Annotated in this window: 14 protein-coding genes; 9 read left to right on the plus strand and 5 right to left on the minus strand. The window is 71.3% G+C overall.

Annotated features, from left to right (window positions below; genetic code table 11):
• Positions 1-9: 9 nt before the first annotated feature.
• On the plus strand, positions 10-288 hold the full coding sequence (locus tag OG553_RS24315; protein ID WP_405981015.1) for a hypothetical protein: 279 nt from the start codon (positions 10-12) through the stop codon (positions 286-288).
• Between the two features lie 76 nt (positions 289-364).
• Here the strand turns inward: OG553_RS24315 and OG553_RS24320 are convergent, their stop codons facing one another.
• Positions 365-1,132 (minus strand): hypothetical protein, encoded by a 768-nt coding sequence (locus OG553_RS24320; RefSeq protein WP_405981016.1) that lies wholly within the window; start codon positions 1,130-1,132, stop codon positions 365-367.
• Between the two features lie 70 nt (positions 1,133-1,202).
• Between OG553_RS24320 and cobS the strand changes: the two genes are divergently transcribed.
• The 3 genes from cobS to OG553_RS24335 all read left to right on the plus strand — a co-directional run bounded on the left by cobS (position 1,203) and on the right by OG553_RS24335 (position 6,039).
• Positions 1,203-2,024 (plus strand): adenosylcobinamide-GDP ribazoletransferase, encoded by an 822-nt coding sequence (cobS, locus tag OG553_RS24325; protein WP_405981017.1) that lies wholly within the window; start codon positions 1,203-1,205, stop codon positions 2,022-2,024.
• A 26-nt stretch (positions 2,025-2,050) separates the two neighbouring features.
• A complete protein-coding gene (locus OG553_RS24330) occupies positions 2,051-2,764 on the plus strand; it encodes a response regulator (RefSeq protein WP_405981018.1) in 714 nt (237 codons plus the stop codon).
• A 146-nt stretch (positions 2,765-2,910) separates the two neighbouring features.
• A complete protein-coding gene (locus OG553_RS24335) occupies positions 2,911-6,039 on the plus strand; it encodes an efflux RND transporter permease subunit (RefSeq protein WP_405981019.1) in 3,129 nt (1,042 codons plus the stop codon).
• A gap of 67 nt (positions 6,040-6,106) precedes the next feature.
• On the opposite strand, the gene nadA is transcribed toward OG553_RS24335, so the two are convergent.
• A complete protein-coding gene (gene nadA, locus OG553_RS24340) occupies positions 6,107-7,294 on the minus strand; it encodes a quinolinate synthase NadA (protein WP_405981020.1) in 1,188 nt (395 codons plus the stop codon).
• A 330-nt stretch (positions 7,295-7,624) separates the two neighbouring features.
• Between nadA and erpA the strand changes: the two genes are divergently transcribed.
• Positions 7,625-7,981, plus strand: coding sequence for an iron-sulfur cluster insertion protein ErpA (erpA, locus tag OG553_RS24345; protein ID WP_030010511.1), 357 nt, complete (start codon positions 7,625-7,627; stop codon positions 7,979-7,981).
• A 105-nt stretch (positions 7,982-8,086) separates the two neighbouring features.
• Here the strand turns inward: erpA and OG553_RS24350 are convergent, their stop codons facing one another.
• Positions 8,087-9,520 carry a hypothetical protein gene (locus tag OG553_RS24350; protein ID WP_405981021.1) on the minus strand — a complete coding sequence of 478 codons (1,434 nt, stop codon included), beginning with the start codon at positions 9,518-9,520 and terminating at the stop codon, positions 8,087-8,089.
• Between the two features lie 88 nt (positions 9,521-9,608).
• The gene (locus OG553_RS24355; protein WP_405981022.1) at positions 9,609-9,824 is read right to left on the minus strand and encodes a hypothetical protein; all 216 of its coding nucleotides are present in this window, start codon (positions 9,822-9,824) and stop codon (positions 9,609-9,611) included.
• Positions 9,825-9,955: 131 nt separating this feature from the next.
• Between OG553_RS24355 and OG553_RS24360 the strand changes: the two genes are divergently transcribed.
• Complete coding sequence (locus OG553_RS24360; RefSeq protein WP_405981023.1) at positions 9,956-10,933, plus strand: carbohydrate kinase family protein; 978 nt, start codon at positions 9,956-9,958, stop codon at positions 10,931-10,933.
• Between the two features lie 481 nt (positions 10,934-11,414).
• Here the strand turns inward: OG553_RS24360 and OG553_RS24365 are convergent, their stop codons facing one another.
• Positions 11,415-12,797 (minus strand): cysteine desulfurase/sulfurtransferase TusA family protein, encoded by a 1,383-nt coding sequence (locus OG553_RS24365; RefSeq protein WP_405981024.1) that lies wholly within the window; start codon positions 12,795-12,797, stop codon positions 11,415-11,417.
• A gap of 306 nt (positions 12,798-13,103) precedes the next feature.
• Between OG553_RS24365 and coxB the strand changes: the two genes are divergently transcribed.
• Genes coxB through OG553_RS24380 form a run of 3 tightly spaced genes read left to right on the plus strand, consistent with a single transcriptional unit; the run spans position 13,104 to position 16,200 of the window.
• Positions 13,104-14,078, plus strand: a complete 975-nt coding sequence (gene coxB / locus OG553_RS24370; RefSeq protein ID WP_405981025.1) for a cytochrome c oxidase subunit II — start codon at positions 13,104-13,106, stop codon at positions 14,076-14,078.
• Positions 14,075-15,805: a cytochrome c oxidase subunit I gene (gene ctaD / locus OG553_RS24375; protein WP_405981026.1), complete on the plus strand. Its 1,731-nt coding sequence runs from the start codon at positions 14,075-14,077 to the stop codon at positions 15,803-15,805. Before coxB ends, ctaD begins: the two co-directional genes overlap by 4 nt.
• Positions 15,802-16,200, plus strand: a complete 399-nt coding sequence (locus OG553_RS24380) for a cytochrome c oxidase subunit 4 (RefSeq protein WP_125818808.1) — start codon at positions 15,802-15,804, stop codon at positions 16,198-16,200. The genes ctaD and OG553_RS24380 overlap by 4 nt, the downstream gene beginning before the upstream one ends.
• The last annotated feature ends 54 nt before the right edge of the window (positions 16,201-16,254 follow it).

Below are 16,254 nucleotides of genomic sequence, written 5' to 3' on the forward strand. Positions count from 1 at the left end.
GGGCCCGTCATGATTGTCCGCATCATGGGGGAGGGCCAGGTCGAGCTGGCCGACAGCCACTTCGCCGAGCTGAACAAGCTGGACGACGAGCTCCTCGAAGAGATGGAGTCCGGCGACGGGGAGGGCTTCCGGCGCACGCTGGGCGCGCTGCTCGACGCCGTGCGGCGCCTCGGCAGTCCGCTGCCGGACGACGCGCTGGAGCCGTCCGAGCTGATCCTGCCCGCGCCCGACGCCACGCTCGACGAGGTGCGGGACATGCTCAGCGACGACGGCCTCATCCCGGGCTGAGGCGCCCGGGCGCACCGGCACCGCGAAGGGCCCGCCCCCGTACCGCACGGGGGCGGGCCCTTCGGATGTCCGCGGTCTATTCGCGCCGCTCGGCGGCGGGGTGCTTCTCCGGGTCGGAGAGTCCGCTGATGAAGTTCTCGAACTTGCGGCGGGGCCGCGCCCAGCGCCGGTCGTGGTGGAAGGCCCGCAGGCCCGCCCTGGCCCGTGCGCGCGGGCGCCTGGCGTAGAAGCGCTTGGCGTACGGGGATCCGGGCCGGGCCAGCCGCACCGCCCCGATCAGTGCCACGAAGGGGATCACCAGCCCGAATATCGCGGTGCGCGGCTTCCCCTTCCACAGGGCGATCAGGGCGAGGAAGAAGTTGGTGGCGGTGTTCATGACGACGAGCCCGCGGCTGTGCCGTTCGTCCGGGGACAGCTCGTTGACCCCGAAGGGCAGGAAGCCGCCCAGGACCAGCGCCACCACGGCGGCCGTGAGGACCACGATCTCCACGCTCTTGCGGCCCTGTTCGCTCCAGTAGACGTCGTCCAGGTGCAGGATCAGCGCGAACTCGTCCAGCACCAGGCCCGCCCCGAGTCCGAAGAGGACCGCCGACAGGCCGGCGCCGAAGCTGTGTCCGCCGCTGCCGACCGCGCCGAAACCGCCGATGATGACGAGGACCACGCCCGGCACCACGTGGTGGACGTGCAGCCCGCCCGGGGTGATGTTCTTGAAGGGCCCCCGGCCGGCCCGGATCAGCCTGGTGATCACCCGTGTGACCAGGAACGACAGCACGAAGGAGAGCAGGGCGAGCAGCAGTGGGAGCTTGCCCGGCTCGATGATGTTGCGTTCCCACCAGTGACCCACGACACCTGCTCCCGATATGACACGTATTGAGCAATTTACCGCTCACCGTAAACGGGTAGCGTTCGCGCCGATGACAGACTCCACCGATGATCCACTGCCGCGGCCGCCCGGGGAACGCGCCTCCCTGCCCGACGGGATCCGCTTCGCCTTCGGCACGCTGACCGTCCTGCCCGCGCGCATCACCCGCTGGGACCGGCCCGCGGCCCGCACCGGGATGGCCTGCGCCCCGCTCGCCGGCCTCGCCGTCGGGCTGCTCGCCGCCCTGCCCGGGACGCTCCTGCTCCTCCTCGGCGGCGGCCCGCTCCTCGCCGCGGCCGTCGCCGTCGCCGTACCGGCGGCGCTGACCCGCGGACTCCACCTGGACGGCCTGGCCGACACGGCCGACGGGCTGGGCAGCGCCAAGCCCGCCGAGGACGCCCTGCGGATCATGAAGCAGTCCGACATCGGCCCCTTCGGGGTCATCTCCCTCCTCGTCGTCTTCCTGGTCCAGGTGGCCGCCCTGGCCAACGCGTACGCCGACAGCTGGATCCGGGGCGCCCTGGCCGCCGTAATCGCCGCCGCCGCCGCCCGCCTCGCGATGACCCTGGCCTCCCGCGAGGGGGTTCCCGCCGCCCGGCCCGGCGGCCTCGGCGCGGCGGTGGCCGGCGTGGTCCCGCACCGGGCGGCCGCCTGCGTGGCCGCCGCCGTCGTCGCCCTCGCCGCCCTGGCCGCCCTCCCGGCGGGCCCGCTCGCCGCCGCGCAGCACGCGGCCGCCGTCCTCGCCGCCCTGCTCACCGCCGAACTCCTGCTCCGCCGCTGCGTCCGCCGCTTCGGCGGGGTCACCGGGGACGTCTTCGGCGCCGTCTGCGAGGTCGCCGCGACCGCCGTCCTGTTGGTCCTCGCCCTCGGCTGATCCGGGGCGCCGCCTACCCTGACGGTATGACCGATCCCGACGGCGCCGGCCCGGCCCGCATCCGAGTCCTGCTCGCCGACGACCAGGCGCTGCTGCGCAGCGCGTTCAAGGTGCTCGTCGACTCCGAGCCCGACATGGAGGTCGTCGGCGAGGCCTCGGACGGGGCCCAGGCGTACGCCCTCGCCCGCGAACGGCGGGCCGACGTCGTCCTGATGGACATCCGGATGCCCGGCACCGACGGACTCGCCGCCACCCGCATGATCAGCGCCGACCCGGGGCTGTCGGACGTCCGCGTCGTCATGCTGACCACCTTCGAGGTCGACGAGTACGTGGCCGCGGCCCTGCGCGCCGGAGCCTCCGGCTTCCTCGGCAAGGGCGCCGAACCCGACGAACTCCTCAACGCCATCCGCGTGGCCCACGCCGGCGAGGCGCTGCTCTCCCCGGCCGCCACCAAAGGGCTCATCGCCAGCTTCCTCGCCCAGGGCACCCGCGCCGACGCCCCCGCCGCCGGCTCCGCGCACGCCGAACGGCTCGCCGCGCTGACCGGGCGCGAACGCGAGGTCCTCGTACAGGTCGCCGGCGGACTCTCCAACGACGGCATCGCCACCCGGCTGGAGGTCAGCCCGCTCACCGTGAAGACCCACGTCAACCGGGCCATGGCCAAGCTCGGGGCGCGCGACCGGGCGCAATTGGTGGTCATCGCGTACGAATCGGGACTGGTCCGGCCGCGGGCCGACTGACCTGCGGGGAACCGCAGTAGGACGGAGTACTGCGGACGCGGTATGCCGCACATAAGGACGGCACCTGGGAGCGACGCAGCGGGCTTCCCCGGTGCGGAAGGCTGGAGGGGTCCTCGCGAACGACCAGCAGAGAGATCCCACCGCCCATGTCCTGGCTGTCCCGCTTCAGCCTCGCCCAGAGAGCGCTGGTCGGCCTCGTGTCGATCGTGGCCCTCCTGTTCGGCGCCATAGCCATCCCGCAGCTCAAGCAGCAGCTGCTGCCCTCCATCGAACTCCCGATGGTCTCCGTGCTCGCGCCGTACCAGGGCGCCTCGCCCGACGTGGTCGAGAAGCAGGTCATCGAGCCGATCGAGAACACCCTCAAGGGCGTCGACGGCATCACCGGCATCACCTCGACCGCCAGCGAGGGCAACGCCCTCATCCGGGCCACCTTCGACTACGGCGACAGCGGCACCAAGCAGCTCGTCGCCGACGTCCAGCAGGCCGTCAACCGGGCCCGCGTCCGGCTGCCCGCCGAGGTGGACCCGCAGGTCGTGGCCGGCTCCACCGACGACATCCCGACCGTCGTCCTCGCCGTCACCTCCGACAAGGACCAGCAGGCGCTCGCCGACCAGCTGAACCGTTCCGTCGTCCCCGTCCTGGAGGACGTCGAGGGCGTCGGCCAGGTCAGCGTGGACGGCGTCCGAGACGTCCAGGTCACCATCACCCCCGACAACGCCAAGCTCGCCGCCGCCGGCCTCGACGGCGCCGCGCTCGCCGAGGGCCTCAAGGCGGGCGGTACGACCGTCCCCGCCGGCTCCTTCGACGAGCAGGGCAAGAACCGCACCGTCCGCGTGGGCTCCGGCTACACCTCGCTCGCCCAGCTGGAGGACCTCCGGCTGACCGCGGGCCCCGGCAAGCCCGCCGTCCGCCTCGGTGACGTGGCCGCCGTCAAGCAGGAGCCGGCCAAGGCCGACTCCATCACCCGCACCAACGGCAAGCCCAGCCTCGCCCTCGTCCTCACCATGGACAAGGACGGCAGCGCCGTCGCCATCTCCGACGCCGTCAAGGACAAGCTCCCCGGGCTGCGCTCCACCCTCGGCTCCGGCGCCGAGCTGACCGTCGTCAGCGACCAGGGCCCGGCCGTCGCCCGCTCCATCTCGGGCCTGACCACCGAGGGCCTCCTCGGCCTCGTCTTCGCCGTCATCGTGATCCTGGTCTTCCTGGCCTCGATCCGCTCGACGCTGGTCACCGCGGTCTCCATCCCGCTGTCCGTGGTCCTCGCGCTGATCGTGCTGTGGACCCGCGACCTGTCCCTCAACATGCTGACGCTGGGCGCCCTCACCATCGCCATCGGCCGGGTCGTCGACGACTCGATCGTGGTCCTGGAGAACATCAAGCGCCACCTCGGCTACGGCGAGGAGCGCGAGGCCGCGATCACCACCGCCGTGAAGGAGGTGGCCGGAGCGGTCACCTCGTCGACGCTCACCACCGTCGCCGTGTTCCTGCCGATCGGCCTCGTCGGCGGCATGATCGGCGAGCTCTTCGGCTCCTTCTCGCTCACCGTCACCGCGGCCCTGCTGGCCTCGCTGCTGGTGTCCCTGACGGTCGTGCCGGTGCTGTCGTACTGGTTCCTGCGCGCCCCCAAGGGCGTCTCCTCGGAGGACGCCGAAAGCCGGGCGAAGGCCCGCCGCGAGGCGGAGGAGAAGGAGGCCAACAGCCGCCTCCAGCGCTTCTACGTGAAGGTCCTCGGCTTCGCGACCCGCCGCCGGCTGACCAGTGTCGCCATCGCGGTCGTCGTCCTCGTCGGCACCTTCGGGATGACCCCGCTGCTGAAGACGAACTTCTTCGACCAGGGCGACCAGGACGTCCTGACGGTCAAGCAGGAACTGCCCGCCGGCACCTCGCTGGCCGCCTCCGACGAGGCCGCCCGCAAGGTGGAGAAGGCCCTGGACTCCGTCGAGGGCGTCAAGGACCACCAGGTCACCGTGGGCTCCTCCGGGTTCCTCGCGGCCTTCGGCGGCGGCACGGGCACCAACCAGGCCTCCTTCCAGGTCACCCTGGAGGACGCCGGCCAGTCCGACGCCGTCAAGCAGCGCATCCAGGACGCCCTCGGCAAGCTCCAGGGCATCGGCGACACCTCCATCTCGGCGGGCGGCGGCTTCGGCAGCCAGAACCTGAGCGTGGTCGTCAAGGCCGGCGACGGAGCCGTCCTCGCCAAGGCCGCCGAGCAGGTCCGCGCCGAGGTGGCCACGCTGGAGGACGTCACCGACGTCCAGAGCGACCTGGCCCAGTCCGTGCCCCGGATCTCGGTCACCGCCACCCCCAAGACCGCCGAGGCGGGCCTGAACCAGGCCGCGCTGGGCGCGGTCGTCGCCCAGGCCGTCCGGGGCAACCCGGTGGGCAAGGCCGTACTCGACAACACCGAGCGGGACATCGTCATCCGCTCCGCGCAGCCGGCCGCCACTCTGGCCGAGCTCCGGGCGCTGCCGGTCGGTCCCGCGAAGCTCGGTGACATCGCCGAGGTCAAGGAGGTCCCCGGCCCGGTCGCGATGACCCGGATCGACGGCGCCCGCGCCGCCACCGTCACCGCCAAGCCGGTCGGCGACAACACGGGCGCGGTCAGCGCCGCGCTCCAGACCAAGCTCAAGGCCCTGGACCTGCCCGAGGGCGCCACCGCCGCCATCGGCGGGGTCTCCGAGGACCAGGACGAGGCCTTCGCCTCGCTGGGCCTGGCCATGTTCGCGGCCATCGCGATCGTGTTCATGCTGCTGGTCGCGACGTTCCGCTCGCTGGTCCAGCCGCTGATCCTGCTGGTCTCCATCCCCTTCGCCGCCACCGGCGCGCTGGGTCTGCTCATCGCCACGGGCACCCCGATGGGCGTCCCCGCGATGATCGGCATGCTGATGCTCATCGGCATCGTGGTCACCAACGCGATCGTCCTGATCGACCTGGTCAACCAGTACCGGGCGCAGGGCCTGGGCGTCGTCGAAGCGGTCGTCGAGGGCGGCCGCCACCGTCTGCGCCCGATCCTGATGACGGCCCTGGCGACGATCTTCGCGCTGCTCCCGATGGCGCTGGGCGTCACCGGCGAGGGCGGGTTCATCTCGCAGCCGCTCGCGGTGGTCGTGATCGGCGGCCTGGTCAGCTCGACGCTGCTGACCCTGCTCCTGGTGCCGACGCTCTACACGATGATCGAGCTCCGCAAGGAACGCCGGCGCGCGAAGAAGAGGGCCCGCCTCACGGTGGTCCCGACCGCGGCGTCCGCTTCGGACGACACCCCGGTCAAGGTCTGAGCAACGCGGAAGGGGCCCCGGCCGGCGTCATGGACGCCGGCCGGGGCCCCTTCGTGTGCCGCGACCCCTACGGGAGGGCGAGCATGCGCTCCAGGGCGAGCTTCGCGAAGCTCTCCGTCTCCTTGTCGACCTCGATCCGGTTGACGAGGTTGCCCTCGGCCAGGGACTCCAGGGTCCACACCAGGTGCGGGAGGTCGATGCGGTTCATCGTCGAGCAGAAGCAGACCGTCTTGTCGAGGAAGACGACCTCCTTGCCCTCCGGGGCGAAACGGTTCGCCAGGCGGCGGACGAGGTTCAGCTCGGTGCCGATGGCCCACTTGGAGCCGGCCGGGGCCGCCTCCAGCATCTTGATGATGTACTCGGTCGAACCGACGTGGTCGGCGGCCGCCACGACCTCGTGCTTGCACTCGGGGTGCACCAGCACGTTCACGCCCGGGATGCGCTCGCGCACGTCGTTGACCGAGTCCACCGAGAACCGGCCGTGGACCGAGCAGTGGCCGCGCCACAGGATCATCTTGGCGTCGCGCAGCTGCTGGGCGGTCAGGCCGCCGTTCGGCTTGTGCGGGTTGTAGAGGACGCAGTCGTCCAGGGACATGCCCATGTCGCGGACGGCCGTGTTGCGGCCCAGGTGCTGGTCCGGGAGGAAGAGCACCTTCTCGCCCTGCTCGAAGGCCCATTCCAGGGCCTTCTTCGCGTTGGACGAGGTGCAGATCGTGCCGCCGTGCTTGCCGGTGAAGGCCTTGATGTCGGCGGAGGAGTTCATGTACGAGACGGGGACCGTGCTGCCGGCGATCCCGGCCTCGGTCAGCACGTCCCAGCACTCCGCGACCTGCTCGGCGGTGGCCATGTCGGCCATCGAGCAGCCCGCCGCGAGGTCGGGCAGGACGACCTTCTGGTCGTCCGAGGTCAGGATGTCCGCGGACTCGGCCATGAAGTGCACGCCGCAGAAGACGATGTACTCGGCCTCCGGCTTGGCGGCCGCGTCCTTGGCCAGCTTGAAGGAGTCGCCGGTGACGTCGGCGAACTCGATGACCTCGTCACGCTGGTAGTGGTGGCCGAGGATGAAGACCTTGTCGCCGAGCTTCTCCTTGGCGGCGCGGGCCCGTGCCACCAGGTCCGGGTCGGACGGCGAGGGAAGGTCGCCGGGGCACTCCACCCCGCGCTCGCTCTTGGGGTCGGCCTCACGGCCGAGCAGCAGCAGGGCAAGGGGCGTCGGCTGGACGTCCAAAGGCTGGGCGGTGGTCACGACACGCACCCTTTCTGTTCTGCGACAAGGAAATCTGGGACTGCGGGGGGCTTTGATCGACACTTCTCGTCTATATGACGTTATCTATGATAGCCGCTTCACGTCACTTTGACGATGCCGATAGTGTCGATGTGACGCATTCGCCCGGTGCGGGGTACGCCACTCCACCGGTCCTCGTCACGGGGTCCACCGGACCGCCGGGGTGTGCGAGCATGAATCGAGAAAAAGAGGCGCCGGACCCGGAATGAAACCGCGGTCCCGCTGGTTGCCATCGACGGCAAGAGTCCGACGTTTCCCCAGCCACCGGCGGGGAGCCGCCCACTTCGGGAGTGAATGCAGATGTCCGTACAGGACGACAAGACCACTGTGAGCGACGGCATCCTCCTGTCCGACGCCGCCGCCGAGAAGGTCCGTACCCTGCTGGAGCAGGAGGGCCGCGATGACCTCGCGCTGCGCGTCGCCGTCCAGCCCGGCGGCTGCTCCGGCCTGCGCTACCAGCTCTTCTTCGACGAGCGCTCCCTCGACGGCGACGTCGTCAAGGACTTCGACGGCGTCAAGGTCGTCACCGACCGGATGAGCTCCCCCTACCTCCACGGCGCGTCGATCGACTTCGTCGACACCATCGAGAAGCAGGGCTTCACGATCGACAACCCGAACGCCACGGGCTCCTGCGCCTGCGGCGACTCGTTCAGCTAAGCCGTAGAGCCTCACGGCCTCACGGTCTGACGGCTCGACGTCGAAGGGCCCGGGTCCGGTCGGAGACGACCGGACCCGGGCCCTTCGCGCGTTCCGCCGCCCGGCCTACTGGCGGGGGATCGGCTTGCCGGACGTGGCGTCGACCACCTTGCGGTCGCCGAGCGGCTGCTGGAGCGTCGCCGTCAGCGCCATCTCCTGCGCGATCATGATGCAGGCCTGGCCGGGCTTGTTCGGCGTGTCCGTGATCTTCACCAGGACCGAAGCCGCCTCCTCCCGCGCCTCCAGGGTGTAGGTGCTGCACACCCCGCCCCAGAAGTTCACCGTCAGCGTCCGGTCGGCCTGGGCGTACGAGAACCCGGGCACCGTGTGCGGCCTCGGCGGCACTGCGGTGCCCGCGTCCTCCGCCGCGGCCGGCTGGGCCACCGTGCGGCCCGGCTTGCCCTGCGAGCCCGCCACCTCGAACAGCCAGGCCGGTACGAGGCCCCGCCCGCCGTCGACCGTCCCCGCGACCAGCCCCAGTACGGCCCCCCGCACGCTCTCGGTCCGCGGCGGCTTCATCGGCCGCGGCTCCGGGTTGCAGGGCAGGGTGTCCGTCGCGCCCGTCGGGGTGTCCGGGGTCAGCGGCACCGTGGTCGCGCAGCCGCTCGGCCCCGGACCGGTGCCGTCGCCGCCCTTCGCCGCCGCGTTCAGCCGCTCCAGGGCCTCGGCGGCCCCGACCACGGCCTGCTCGCCCGCGCGGACCGGGGCCTTCAGCTCACCGCTGCCCGCCACCACCGCGCCGTCCGCCCCGACGCTGATCTTGCTGGACCACCCCTGGGTCGAGAGCCCGCCCACCACCGGGTCGGCGCTCACCACCCGGACGGAACCCTGGGTGAGGTGCGCGTCCACCTTGGCGTCACCCTGCCCGGCGGCCGCGAGCACCGGCGCCGCCGCCGCCTTCGCCGCCTGCTCCGAGACGGGCCTCGCCGCGCCCGAGTCCTCCCGGGGGCCCTGGGGGAGGGTGGCCGGGCCGCAGGTGTCCTTGCCGCGCACGCAGTCGTCCCCGACGCCGCCGGCCTGGTAGCGGGAGAAGGCCCAGGTGCCGGGGGCCTTGCGGGCCACCGTGAGCCGGGGCCCGGAGCCGTCGGCCGCCTCGCCCGCCTGCCAGGTGTCGCCGACCAACCGGGGCACGCCCGCGACGCCGAGCGCCTTCGCGAGCCGGGCCACCTCGTCGGAGGCCACCTCCCCGGACGCCGCGAACGCCGGCGCGGTGCCCGGACCGTCGGGCAGCTTCACGTCCGCCCGGTACGTCACCGGCCCGCCGGACGGGTCCGGCTCCCCGGGCGCGATGCCGGGGCCCGTCGGGGACCCGGCCGAGCGCGGCGCGGCGGCCGCACTGTCACCCGTACGGGCACCGCCGCCCGAGGCGTCGCCGTACGCCGTCGACGCCCAGTACGCCGTACCGCCGCCGGCCAGCAGGACGGCGGCCGCGATCGAGCCGACGGCCCAGGCGGGCCGCCGTCGTGTACCGCGTGATGTGTCGGGTTGTTCGCTGGTCACCGCATCGCTCCTTAGCGTGTCCCGCCGTACGTGATGCGGGTGTGACGCGTCGGCCGCGGAACCGGTTCCCCTCGTTCCTGCGGTTGCCCTAGTCGCCGTACGCGGCGGTACCGGCGATCAGCCGCGCGGAGGCGGGCGGCACGCGCACCCCGTGGATCTGCGAGGGCGCCACCCGCCCCGGCCGCGGCTCCCGCTCCACGGGCCAGTGCGGGGCCATCCGGGCGCAGTCGCCGAGCAGCCGTGCGAAGCCGGGCCGCGCCCCGGAGGCGTGGTCCGCGTACCCGAAGCCATCGGTATAGGTCATGGGGGCACCGTATGGGCGCCATCCTCGGCGAAGGAAGTCCTACTACGGGGTAGTTTCGCCGGGTCGGAGTACGGGCCCGGACCCGGTAGTTTTGATTGTCACCCGCCGTCATCCGCAGGAGCATCCACGCCGTGCGCATCGCAGTCACCGGCTCCATCGCCACCGACCACCTCATGACCTTCCCGGGCCGCTTCGCCGACCAGTTCGTCGCCGACCAGCTCCACACGGTCTCCCTCTCCTTCCTCGTCGACAACCTCGACGTGCGGCGGGGCGGCGTCGGACCGAACATCTGCTTCGGCATGGGCCAGCTCGGCAGCCGCCCGATCCTCGTCGGCGCGGCCGGCTCGGACTTCGACGAGTACCGCGCCTGGCTCGACCGGCACGGCGTCGACACCGAGTCCGTCCGGATCTCCGAGGTGCTGCACACCGCCCGCTTCGTCTGCACCACGGACGCCGACCACAACCAGATCGGCTCCTTCTACACGGGCGCGATGAGCGAGGCCCGGCAGATCGAGCTCAAGGCCGTCGCCGACCGCGTGGGCGGCCTCGACCTCGTCCTCATCGGCGCCGACGACCCCGAGGCGATGCTCCGCCACACGGAGGAGTGCCGCACCCGCGGGATCCCCTTCGCGGCGGACTTCTCGCAGCAGATCGCCCGCATGGACGGCGAGAACATCCGCACCCTGATGGAGGGCGCGACGTTCCTCTTCTCGAACGAGTACGAGAAGGGACTCATCGAGTCGAAGTCCGGCTGGACCGACGAGGAGATCCTCGCCAAGGTCGGCACCCGCGTCACCACCCTCGGCTCGCAGGGCGTGCGCATCGAGCGCGTCGGCCACGAGCCGATCCTGGTCGGCTGCCCGGAGGAGACCGCGAAGGTCGACCCGACCGGCGTCGGCGACGCGTTCCGCGCGGGCTTCCTGACGGGCCTCGGCTGGGGCGTCGGCCTGGAGCGGGCCGCGCAGCTCGGCTGCATGCTGGCCACCCTGGTCATCGAGACCCTGGGCACCCAGGAGTACACCCTGGCCCGGGCCCACTTCATGGAGCGCTTCACGAAGGCCTACGGCGAAGAGGCCGCCGCCGAGGTCCGCGCGCACCTCTCCTCCTGACGCGCCGCTCGCGCGGCTCGGCCCCTGGGGGCCTGCCCGGCTTCGCGCCGCTGCGCCGGACTCCGTCCGTCGGATGCGGTGCGGGGCCGGTGCCCGTGGCCGAGGTCCGGCCGTCGGGTGCGGGCCGGTGCCGTTGGCTGGGGCCGGTGCGTCGTCTGCGGGTGCGTTGCCGCTGCGCGGGGCGAGGTCCCCTACCCGCCCTTCGCCCGTTCCCAGGGGCTACGCCCCTGACCCCGTTCCGGGCGCTTCGCGCCCGGTGCGCTCAAACGCCGCGCGGGCTGGAGATTCGCTGCGCGAATTCCAGCGCCGCCGGCACCCTCCAGCCCCGCCGGCGTTTGAGGCGCTGGGGGTCCCCCCAGCGGTAGCTGGGGGAGGGTCTGGGGGCGGAGCCCCCAAGGGGGTCCGGGGCGCAGCCCGGGGAACGGGCGAAGGGCGGGTAGGGGAGTGGTCCGCGCAGCGGTGCGCCGCCCGCACCCGGGGGTCACGCCTCGCGGCGGACCCGGTACGCCACGCCCGCGTCGCGCGGGGTCTCGCCCAGGTAGGTGTGGCCCCGCATCCCGCACCACGCCGGGATGTCCAGGCGGGCCACCTCGTCGTCGGAGACGACCGTGACGGTGCCGCCGACCGGGACCGTGACGATGGCGCGGGCCAGCTCGATCACCGGCTGCGGACAGCGCAGGCCCAGCGCGTCGATCTCGACCGACTCCGCCACCGGGGCCACCGAAGGAGCGGCTTCCGGGACGCCGAGCTTCTCCCGTACGCCCGCCACCGCCCCCGGCAGTACCTCCAGGAAGCCGTTGACCTCGTCGGCGGAGGTGCCCGGCGGCAGGGAGACCCGTACGTTCCCCTCCGACAGCACCCCCATCGCCCGCAGCACGTGACTGGGGGTCAGCGTGGAGCTGGTGCAGGAGGAGCCGGAGGAGACGGAGTACCCCGCCCGGTCCAGCTCGTGCAGCAGGGTCTCCCCGTCGACGTACAGGCAGGAGAACGTGACCAGGTGGGGCAGGCGCCGGTCGGCGTCCCCGACCACCTCCACGTCGGGCACCAGCCGGACCACCCGCCGCCGCAGCCGGTCCACCAGGATCCGCAGCCGGGCCGCCTCCGCGTCCGCCTCGGCCCGCACCGCGCGCAGCGAGGCGGCCGCCGCGACGATGGCGGGCAGGTTGGCGAAGCCGGGGGAGCGGCCCGACTCCCTTTCGTCGGCGGGGCCTTGGGGGGAGAAGCGGACCCCCTTGCGGACGGCGAGCAGCCCCACCCCGGGCGGGCCGCCCCACTTGTGGGCGCTGGCCGCCAGGACGGACCACGCGCCCTCCACCCGGCCCCAGCCCAGCGACTGGGCGGCGTCCACGAGCAGCGGCACCCCGGCGGCCCCGCAGGCCTCGGCGACCTCGGCCACCGGCTGGACCGTGCCCACCTCGTGGTTGGCGGACTGGAGGCACGCCAGAGCCGTGGTGGAGCCGATCGCGGCTTCGTACCCGGCGGCCGAGACCGCGCCGAGCCGGTCCACCGGAACCTCCGTCACCGTCCCGCCGGCCGCCGCGTGCGCGTCCGCCGCATGGAGTACGGAGCTGTGCTCCACCGCCGATACGACCAGATGGCCGCCGGCCCGCCGGCGCCCCGCGAGCACTCCCGCCATGCCCGTGTGAACCGCGTGCGTCCCCGAAGGAGTGAACACGAGCTCGTCGGCGCGGCATCCCACCGCCTCGGCCGCCGCCTCGCGCGCCGCGTCCAGCAGCAGCCTTGCCCGCCGCCCCTCCCGGTACAGCCGGGCGGGGTCCGCCCAGCCCTCGTCCAGGGCGGCCTGGAGCGCCTGCCGGGCCACGGGGTGCAGGGGAGCGGCGGACGCGGTGTCGAAGTACGGCATCCGGCCACGGTAGATGGTGGCTGGAGCCCGGGCGGGACCCCGCCCCGCGCCCATCCGGTTCAGGGACCGTCAGATGCCGTCCGGAGCCCGCTGTTCAGGGCCGTTCGGCCCGTCCCCCGTACGGCGGATCCATCCCTTCGGGGGCAGTAGCGGCGCGTTGGGCACCCTCCCCGCGCGACCCCAAATAGCGTCCAGTAGGGTTTGGTCCGCATAAACATCCAAACCCCTGCCTGCGTCAGGGCCGGCGACCGACCCGAACACGGCCGCGGCCGGCCGCGCGGGCCGAGACTCTCGGGAAGGCGCTACGTGAGTCCCTACGGCTCCGACCGCTCGCCGCGGCGCCCGATGCGGCGGAAGCTGCTGCAGGCGCTGACTGCGGGCGTGGTCCTGGCGACCGCCACTGGTTGCTCGTACACCTGGAAAGACTTCCCCCGCCTCGGAATGCCCACCCCGGTCACGGAGGAGGCGCCTCGCATCCTCTCCCTGTGGCAGGGATCCTGGGCGGCCGCTCTCATCACGGGCATCCTGGTGTGGGGCCTGATCATGTGGAGCGTCATCTTCCACCGGCGTAGCCGGACGAAGATCGAGGTCCCCGCGCAGACCCGGTACAACATGCCCATCGAGGCGCTGTACACCGTGGTCCCGCTCATCATCGTCTCGGTGCTCTTCTACTTCACCGCGCGTGATGAGTCGAAGCTGCTCTCCCTCTCCAAGAAGCCGGCGCACACGATCAACGTGATCGGCTTCCAGTGGAGCTGGGGCTTCAACTACGTCGAGAACGTCGACGGCGATGCCGCGACCCCGAAGGCGGGCGAGACCCCGAAGGAACTCGCCTCGCTGCCGGACCGCTTCATCAAGGAGTTCCCGGCGGGCGCCGAGGGCGTCTACGAGAAGGGCGTTCCCGGCGACCGGAACGTCCAGACCGGCAACCCGGGGCCGACCCTCTACCTGCCCAAGGGTGAGAAGGTCCGGTTCATCCTGTCGTCGAACGACGTCATCCACTCGTTCTGGGTGGTGCCCTTCCTGTTCAAGCAGGACGTGATCCCCGGTCACACCAATGTCTTCGAGGTCACCCCGACCCAGGAAGGCACCTTCATGGGCAAGTGTGCCGAGCTCTGCGGTGTCGACCACTCCCGCATGCTCTTCAACGTGAAGGTCGTCTCTCCGGAGAAGTACCGGGCGCACCTGAAGGAGCTGGCGGAGAAGGGTCAGACCGGCTTCCTGCCGGCCGGCATCAAGCAGACTGACCCGGCCCGGAATGCGGAGACGAACAAACTGTGAGCATCCTCAACGAATCCCAGGGTGCCGCCGCAGCTGACTCGTACGAGAACGAGCTGCCGGTGCGGCGCAAGCAGCCGGGCAACGTGGTCGTGAAGTGGCTCACCACCACCGACCACAAGACCATCGGCACGATGTACCTGGTCACCTCGTTCGTGTTCTTCATCATCGGCGGGATCATGGCGCTCTTCATGCGCGCCGAGCTGGCCCGTCCGGGTACGCAGATCATGTCGAACGAGCAGTTCAACCAGGCGTTCACCATGCATGGCACGATCATGCTGCTGATGTTCGCGACCCCGCTGTTCGCCGGCTTCGCGAACTGGATCATGCCGCTGCAGATCGGCGCGCCCGACGTGGCGTTCCCGCGGCTGAACATGTTCGCGTACTGGCTGTACCTCTTCGGCTCGACCATCGCGGTGGCCGGCTTCGTCACCCCCTCGGGTGCCGCCGACTTCGGCTGGTTCGCCTACTCCCCGCTGTCGGACGCCGTCCGCTCGCCGGGCATCGGCGCCGACATGTGGATCATGGGTCTGGCCTTCTCCGGCTTCGGCACGATCCTCGGCTCGGTCAACTTCATCACCACGATCATCTGCATGCGCGCTCCCGGCATGACGATGTTCCGCATGCCGATCTTCACCTGGAACGTGCTGCTGACCGGTGTCCTGGTCCTGCTGGCCTTCCCGGTCCTCGCCGCCGCGCTCTTCGCGCTGGAGGCCGACCGGAAGTTCGGTGCACACGTCTTCGACGCGGCGAACGGTGGCGCACTGCTCTGGCAGCACCTCTTCTGGTTCTTCGGACACCCAGAGGTGTACATCATCGCGCTGCCGTTCTTCGGCATCATCTCCGAGGTCATCCCGGTCTTCTCGCGCAAGCCGATGTTCGGTTACATCGGCCTGATCGCCGCGACGATCGCGATCGCCGGCCTCTCGGTGACCGTGTGGGCGCACCACATGTACGTCACCGGCGGTGTGCTGCTGCCGTTCTTCTCCTTCATGACCTTCCTGATCGCGGTACCGACCGGTGTGAAGTTCTTCAACTGGATCGGCACCATGTGGAAGGGCTCGCTGTCCTTCGAGACCCCGATGCTCTGGGCCGTCGGCTTCCTGATCACCTTCACCTTCGGTGGTCTGACCGGCGTCATCCTGGCCTCGCCCCCGATGGACTTCCACGTCTCCGACTCGTACTTCGTCGTCGCGCACTTCCACTACGTCATCTTCGGCACCGTGGTCTTCGCGATGTTCTCCGGCTTCCACTTCTGGTGGCCGAAGTTCACGGGCAAGATGCTGGACGAGCGCCTCGGCAAGATCACCTTCTGGACGCTGTTCATCGGCTTCCACGGCACCTTCCTGGTGCAGCACTGGCTGGGCGCCGAGGGCATGCCGCGTCGTTACGCGGACTACCTCGCGGCCGACGGCTTCACGGCGCTGAACACGATCTCCACGATCAGCTCCTTCCTGCTGGGCCTGTCGATGCTCCCCTTCATGTACAACGTCTGGAAGACGGCGAAGTACGGCAAGAAGATCGAGGTCGACGACCCGTGGGGCTACGGCCGTTCGCTCGAGTGGGCGACGTCCTGCCCGCCGCCGCGGCACAACTTCCTCACCCTGCCGCGCATCCGCAGTGAATCGCCGGCGTTCGACCTGCACCACCCGGAGATCGCGGCCCTCGACCACCTCGAGGACCACGCCCCGGCGAAGGCCGTCACTGGTGCCAAGGAGGCCGGCAAGTGAAGATCCAGGGCAAGATGTTCCTCTGGCTCTCCGCCTTCATCCTGATCATGACCGTCGTCTACGGCGTCTGGTCGAAGGAGCCGGTCGGAACCACCGCTCTCGCGCTGGCCTTCGGCCTGAGCGCCATGATCGGCTACTACCTGGCCTTCACGGCCAAGCGCGTGGACGAGATGGCCCAGGACAACCTGGAGGCCGACGTCGCGGACGAGGCCGGCGAGCTGGGGTTCTTCTCCCCGCACAGTTGGCAGCCGCTCTCGCTCGCCATCGGTGGCGCGCTCGCGTTCATGGGCGTCATCTTCGGCTGGTGGCTCATGTACTTCTCGGCCCCGATCATCCTGATCGGCCTGTGGGGCTGGGTGTACGAGTACTACCGCGGTGAGAACCAGAACCAGTAAGCGGTAGCGGTACCAGCGGTACAGAGCGGCAAAGAGCAGTGCAGAGGGGCCCGG

The organism is Streptomyces sp. NBC_00158 (genome assembly GCF_045160885.1).
Taxonomy (GTDB): Bacteria; Actinomycetota; Actinomycetes; order Streptomycetales; family Streptomycetaceae; genus Streptomyces.

Coding starts and splice junctions, on each gene's coding strand:
- OG553_RS24355 (WP_405981022.1), bottom strand. CDS start 9,824: ATGACCTATACCGATGGCTTCGGGTACGCGGACCACGCCTCCGGGGCG.
- erpA (WP_030010511.1), top strand. CDS start 7,625: ATGTCCGTACAGGACGACAAGACCACTGTGAGCGACGGCATCCTCCTG.
- OG553_RS24365 (WP_405981024.1), bottom strand. CDS start 12,797: ATGCCGTACTTCGACACCGCGTCCGCCGCTCCCCTGCACCCCGTGGCC.
- OG553_RS24335 (WP_405981019.1), top strand. CDS start 2,911: ATGTCCTGGCTGTCCCGCTTCAGCCTCGCCCAGAGAGCGCTGGTCGGC.
- OG553_RS24315 (WP_405981015.1), top strand. CDS start 10: ATGATTGTCCGCATCATGGGGGAGGGCCAGGTCGAGCTGGCCGACAGC.
- OG553_RS24330 (WP_405981018.1), top strand. CDS start 2,051: ATGACCGATCCCGACGGCGCCGGCCCGGCCCGCATCCGAGTCCTGCTC.
- cobS (WP_405981017.1), top strand. CDS start 1,203: ATGACAGACTCCACCGATGATCCACTGCCGCGGCCGCCCGGGGAACGC.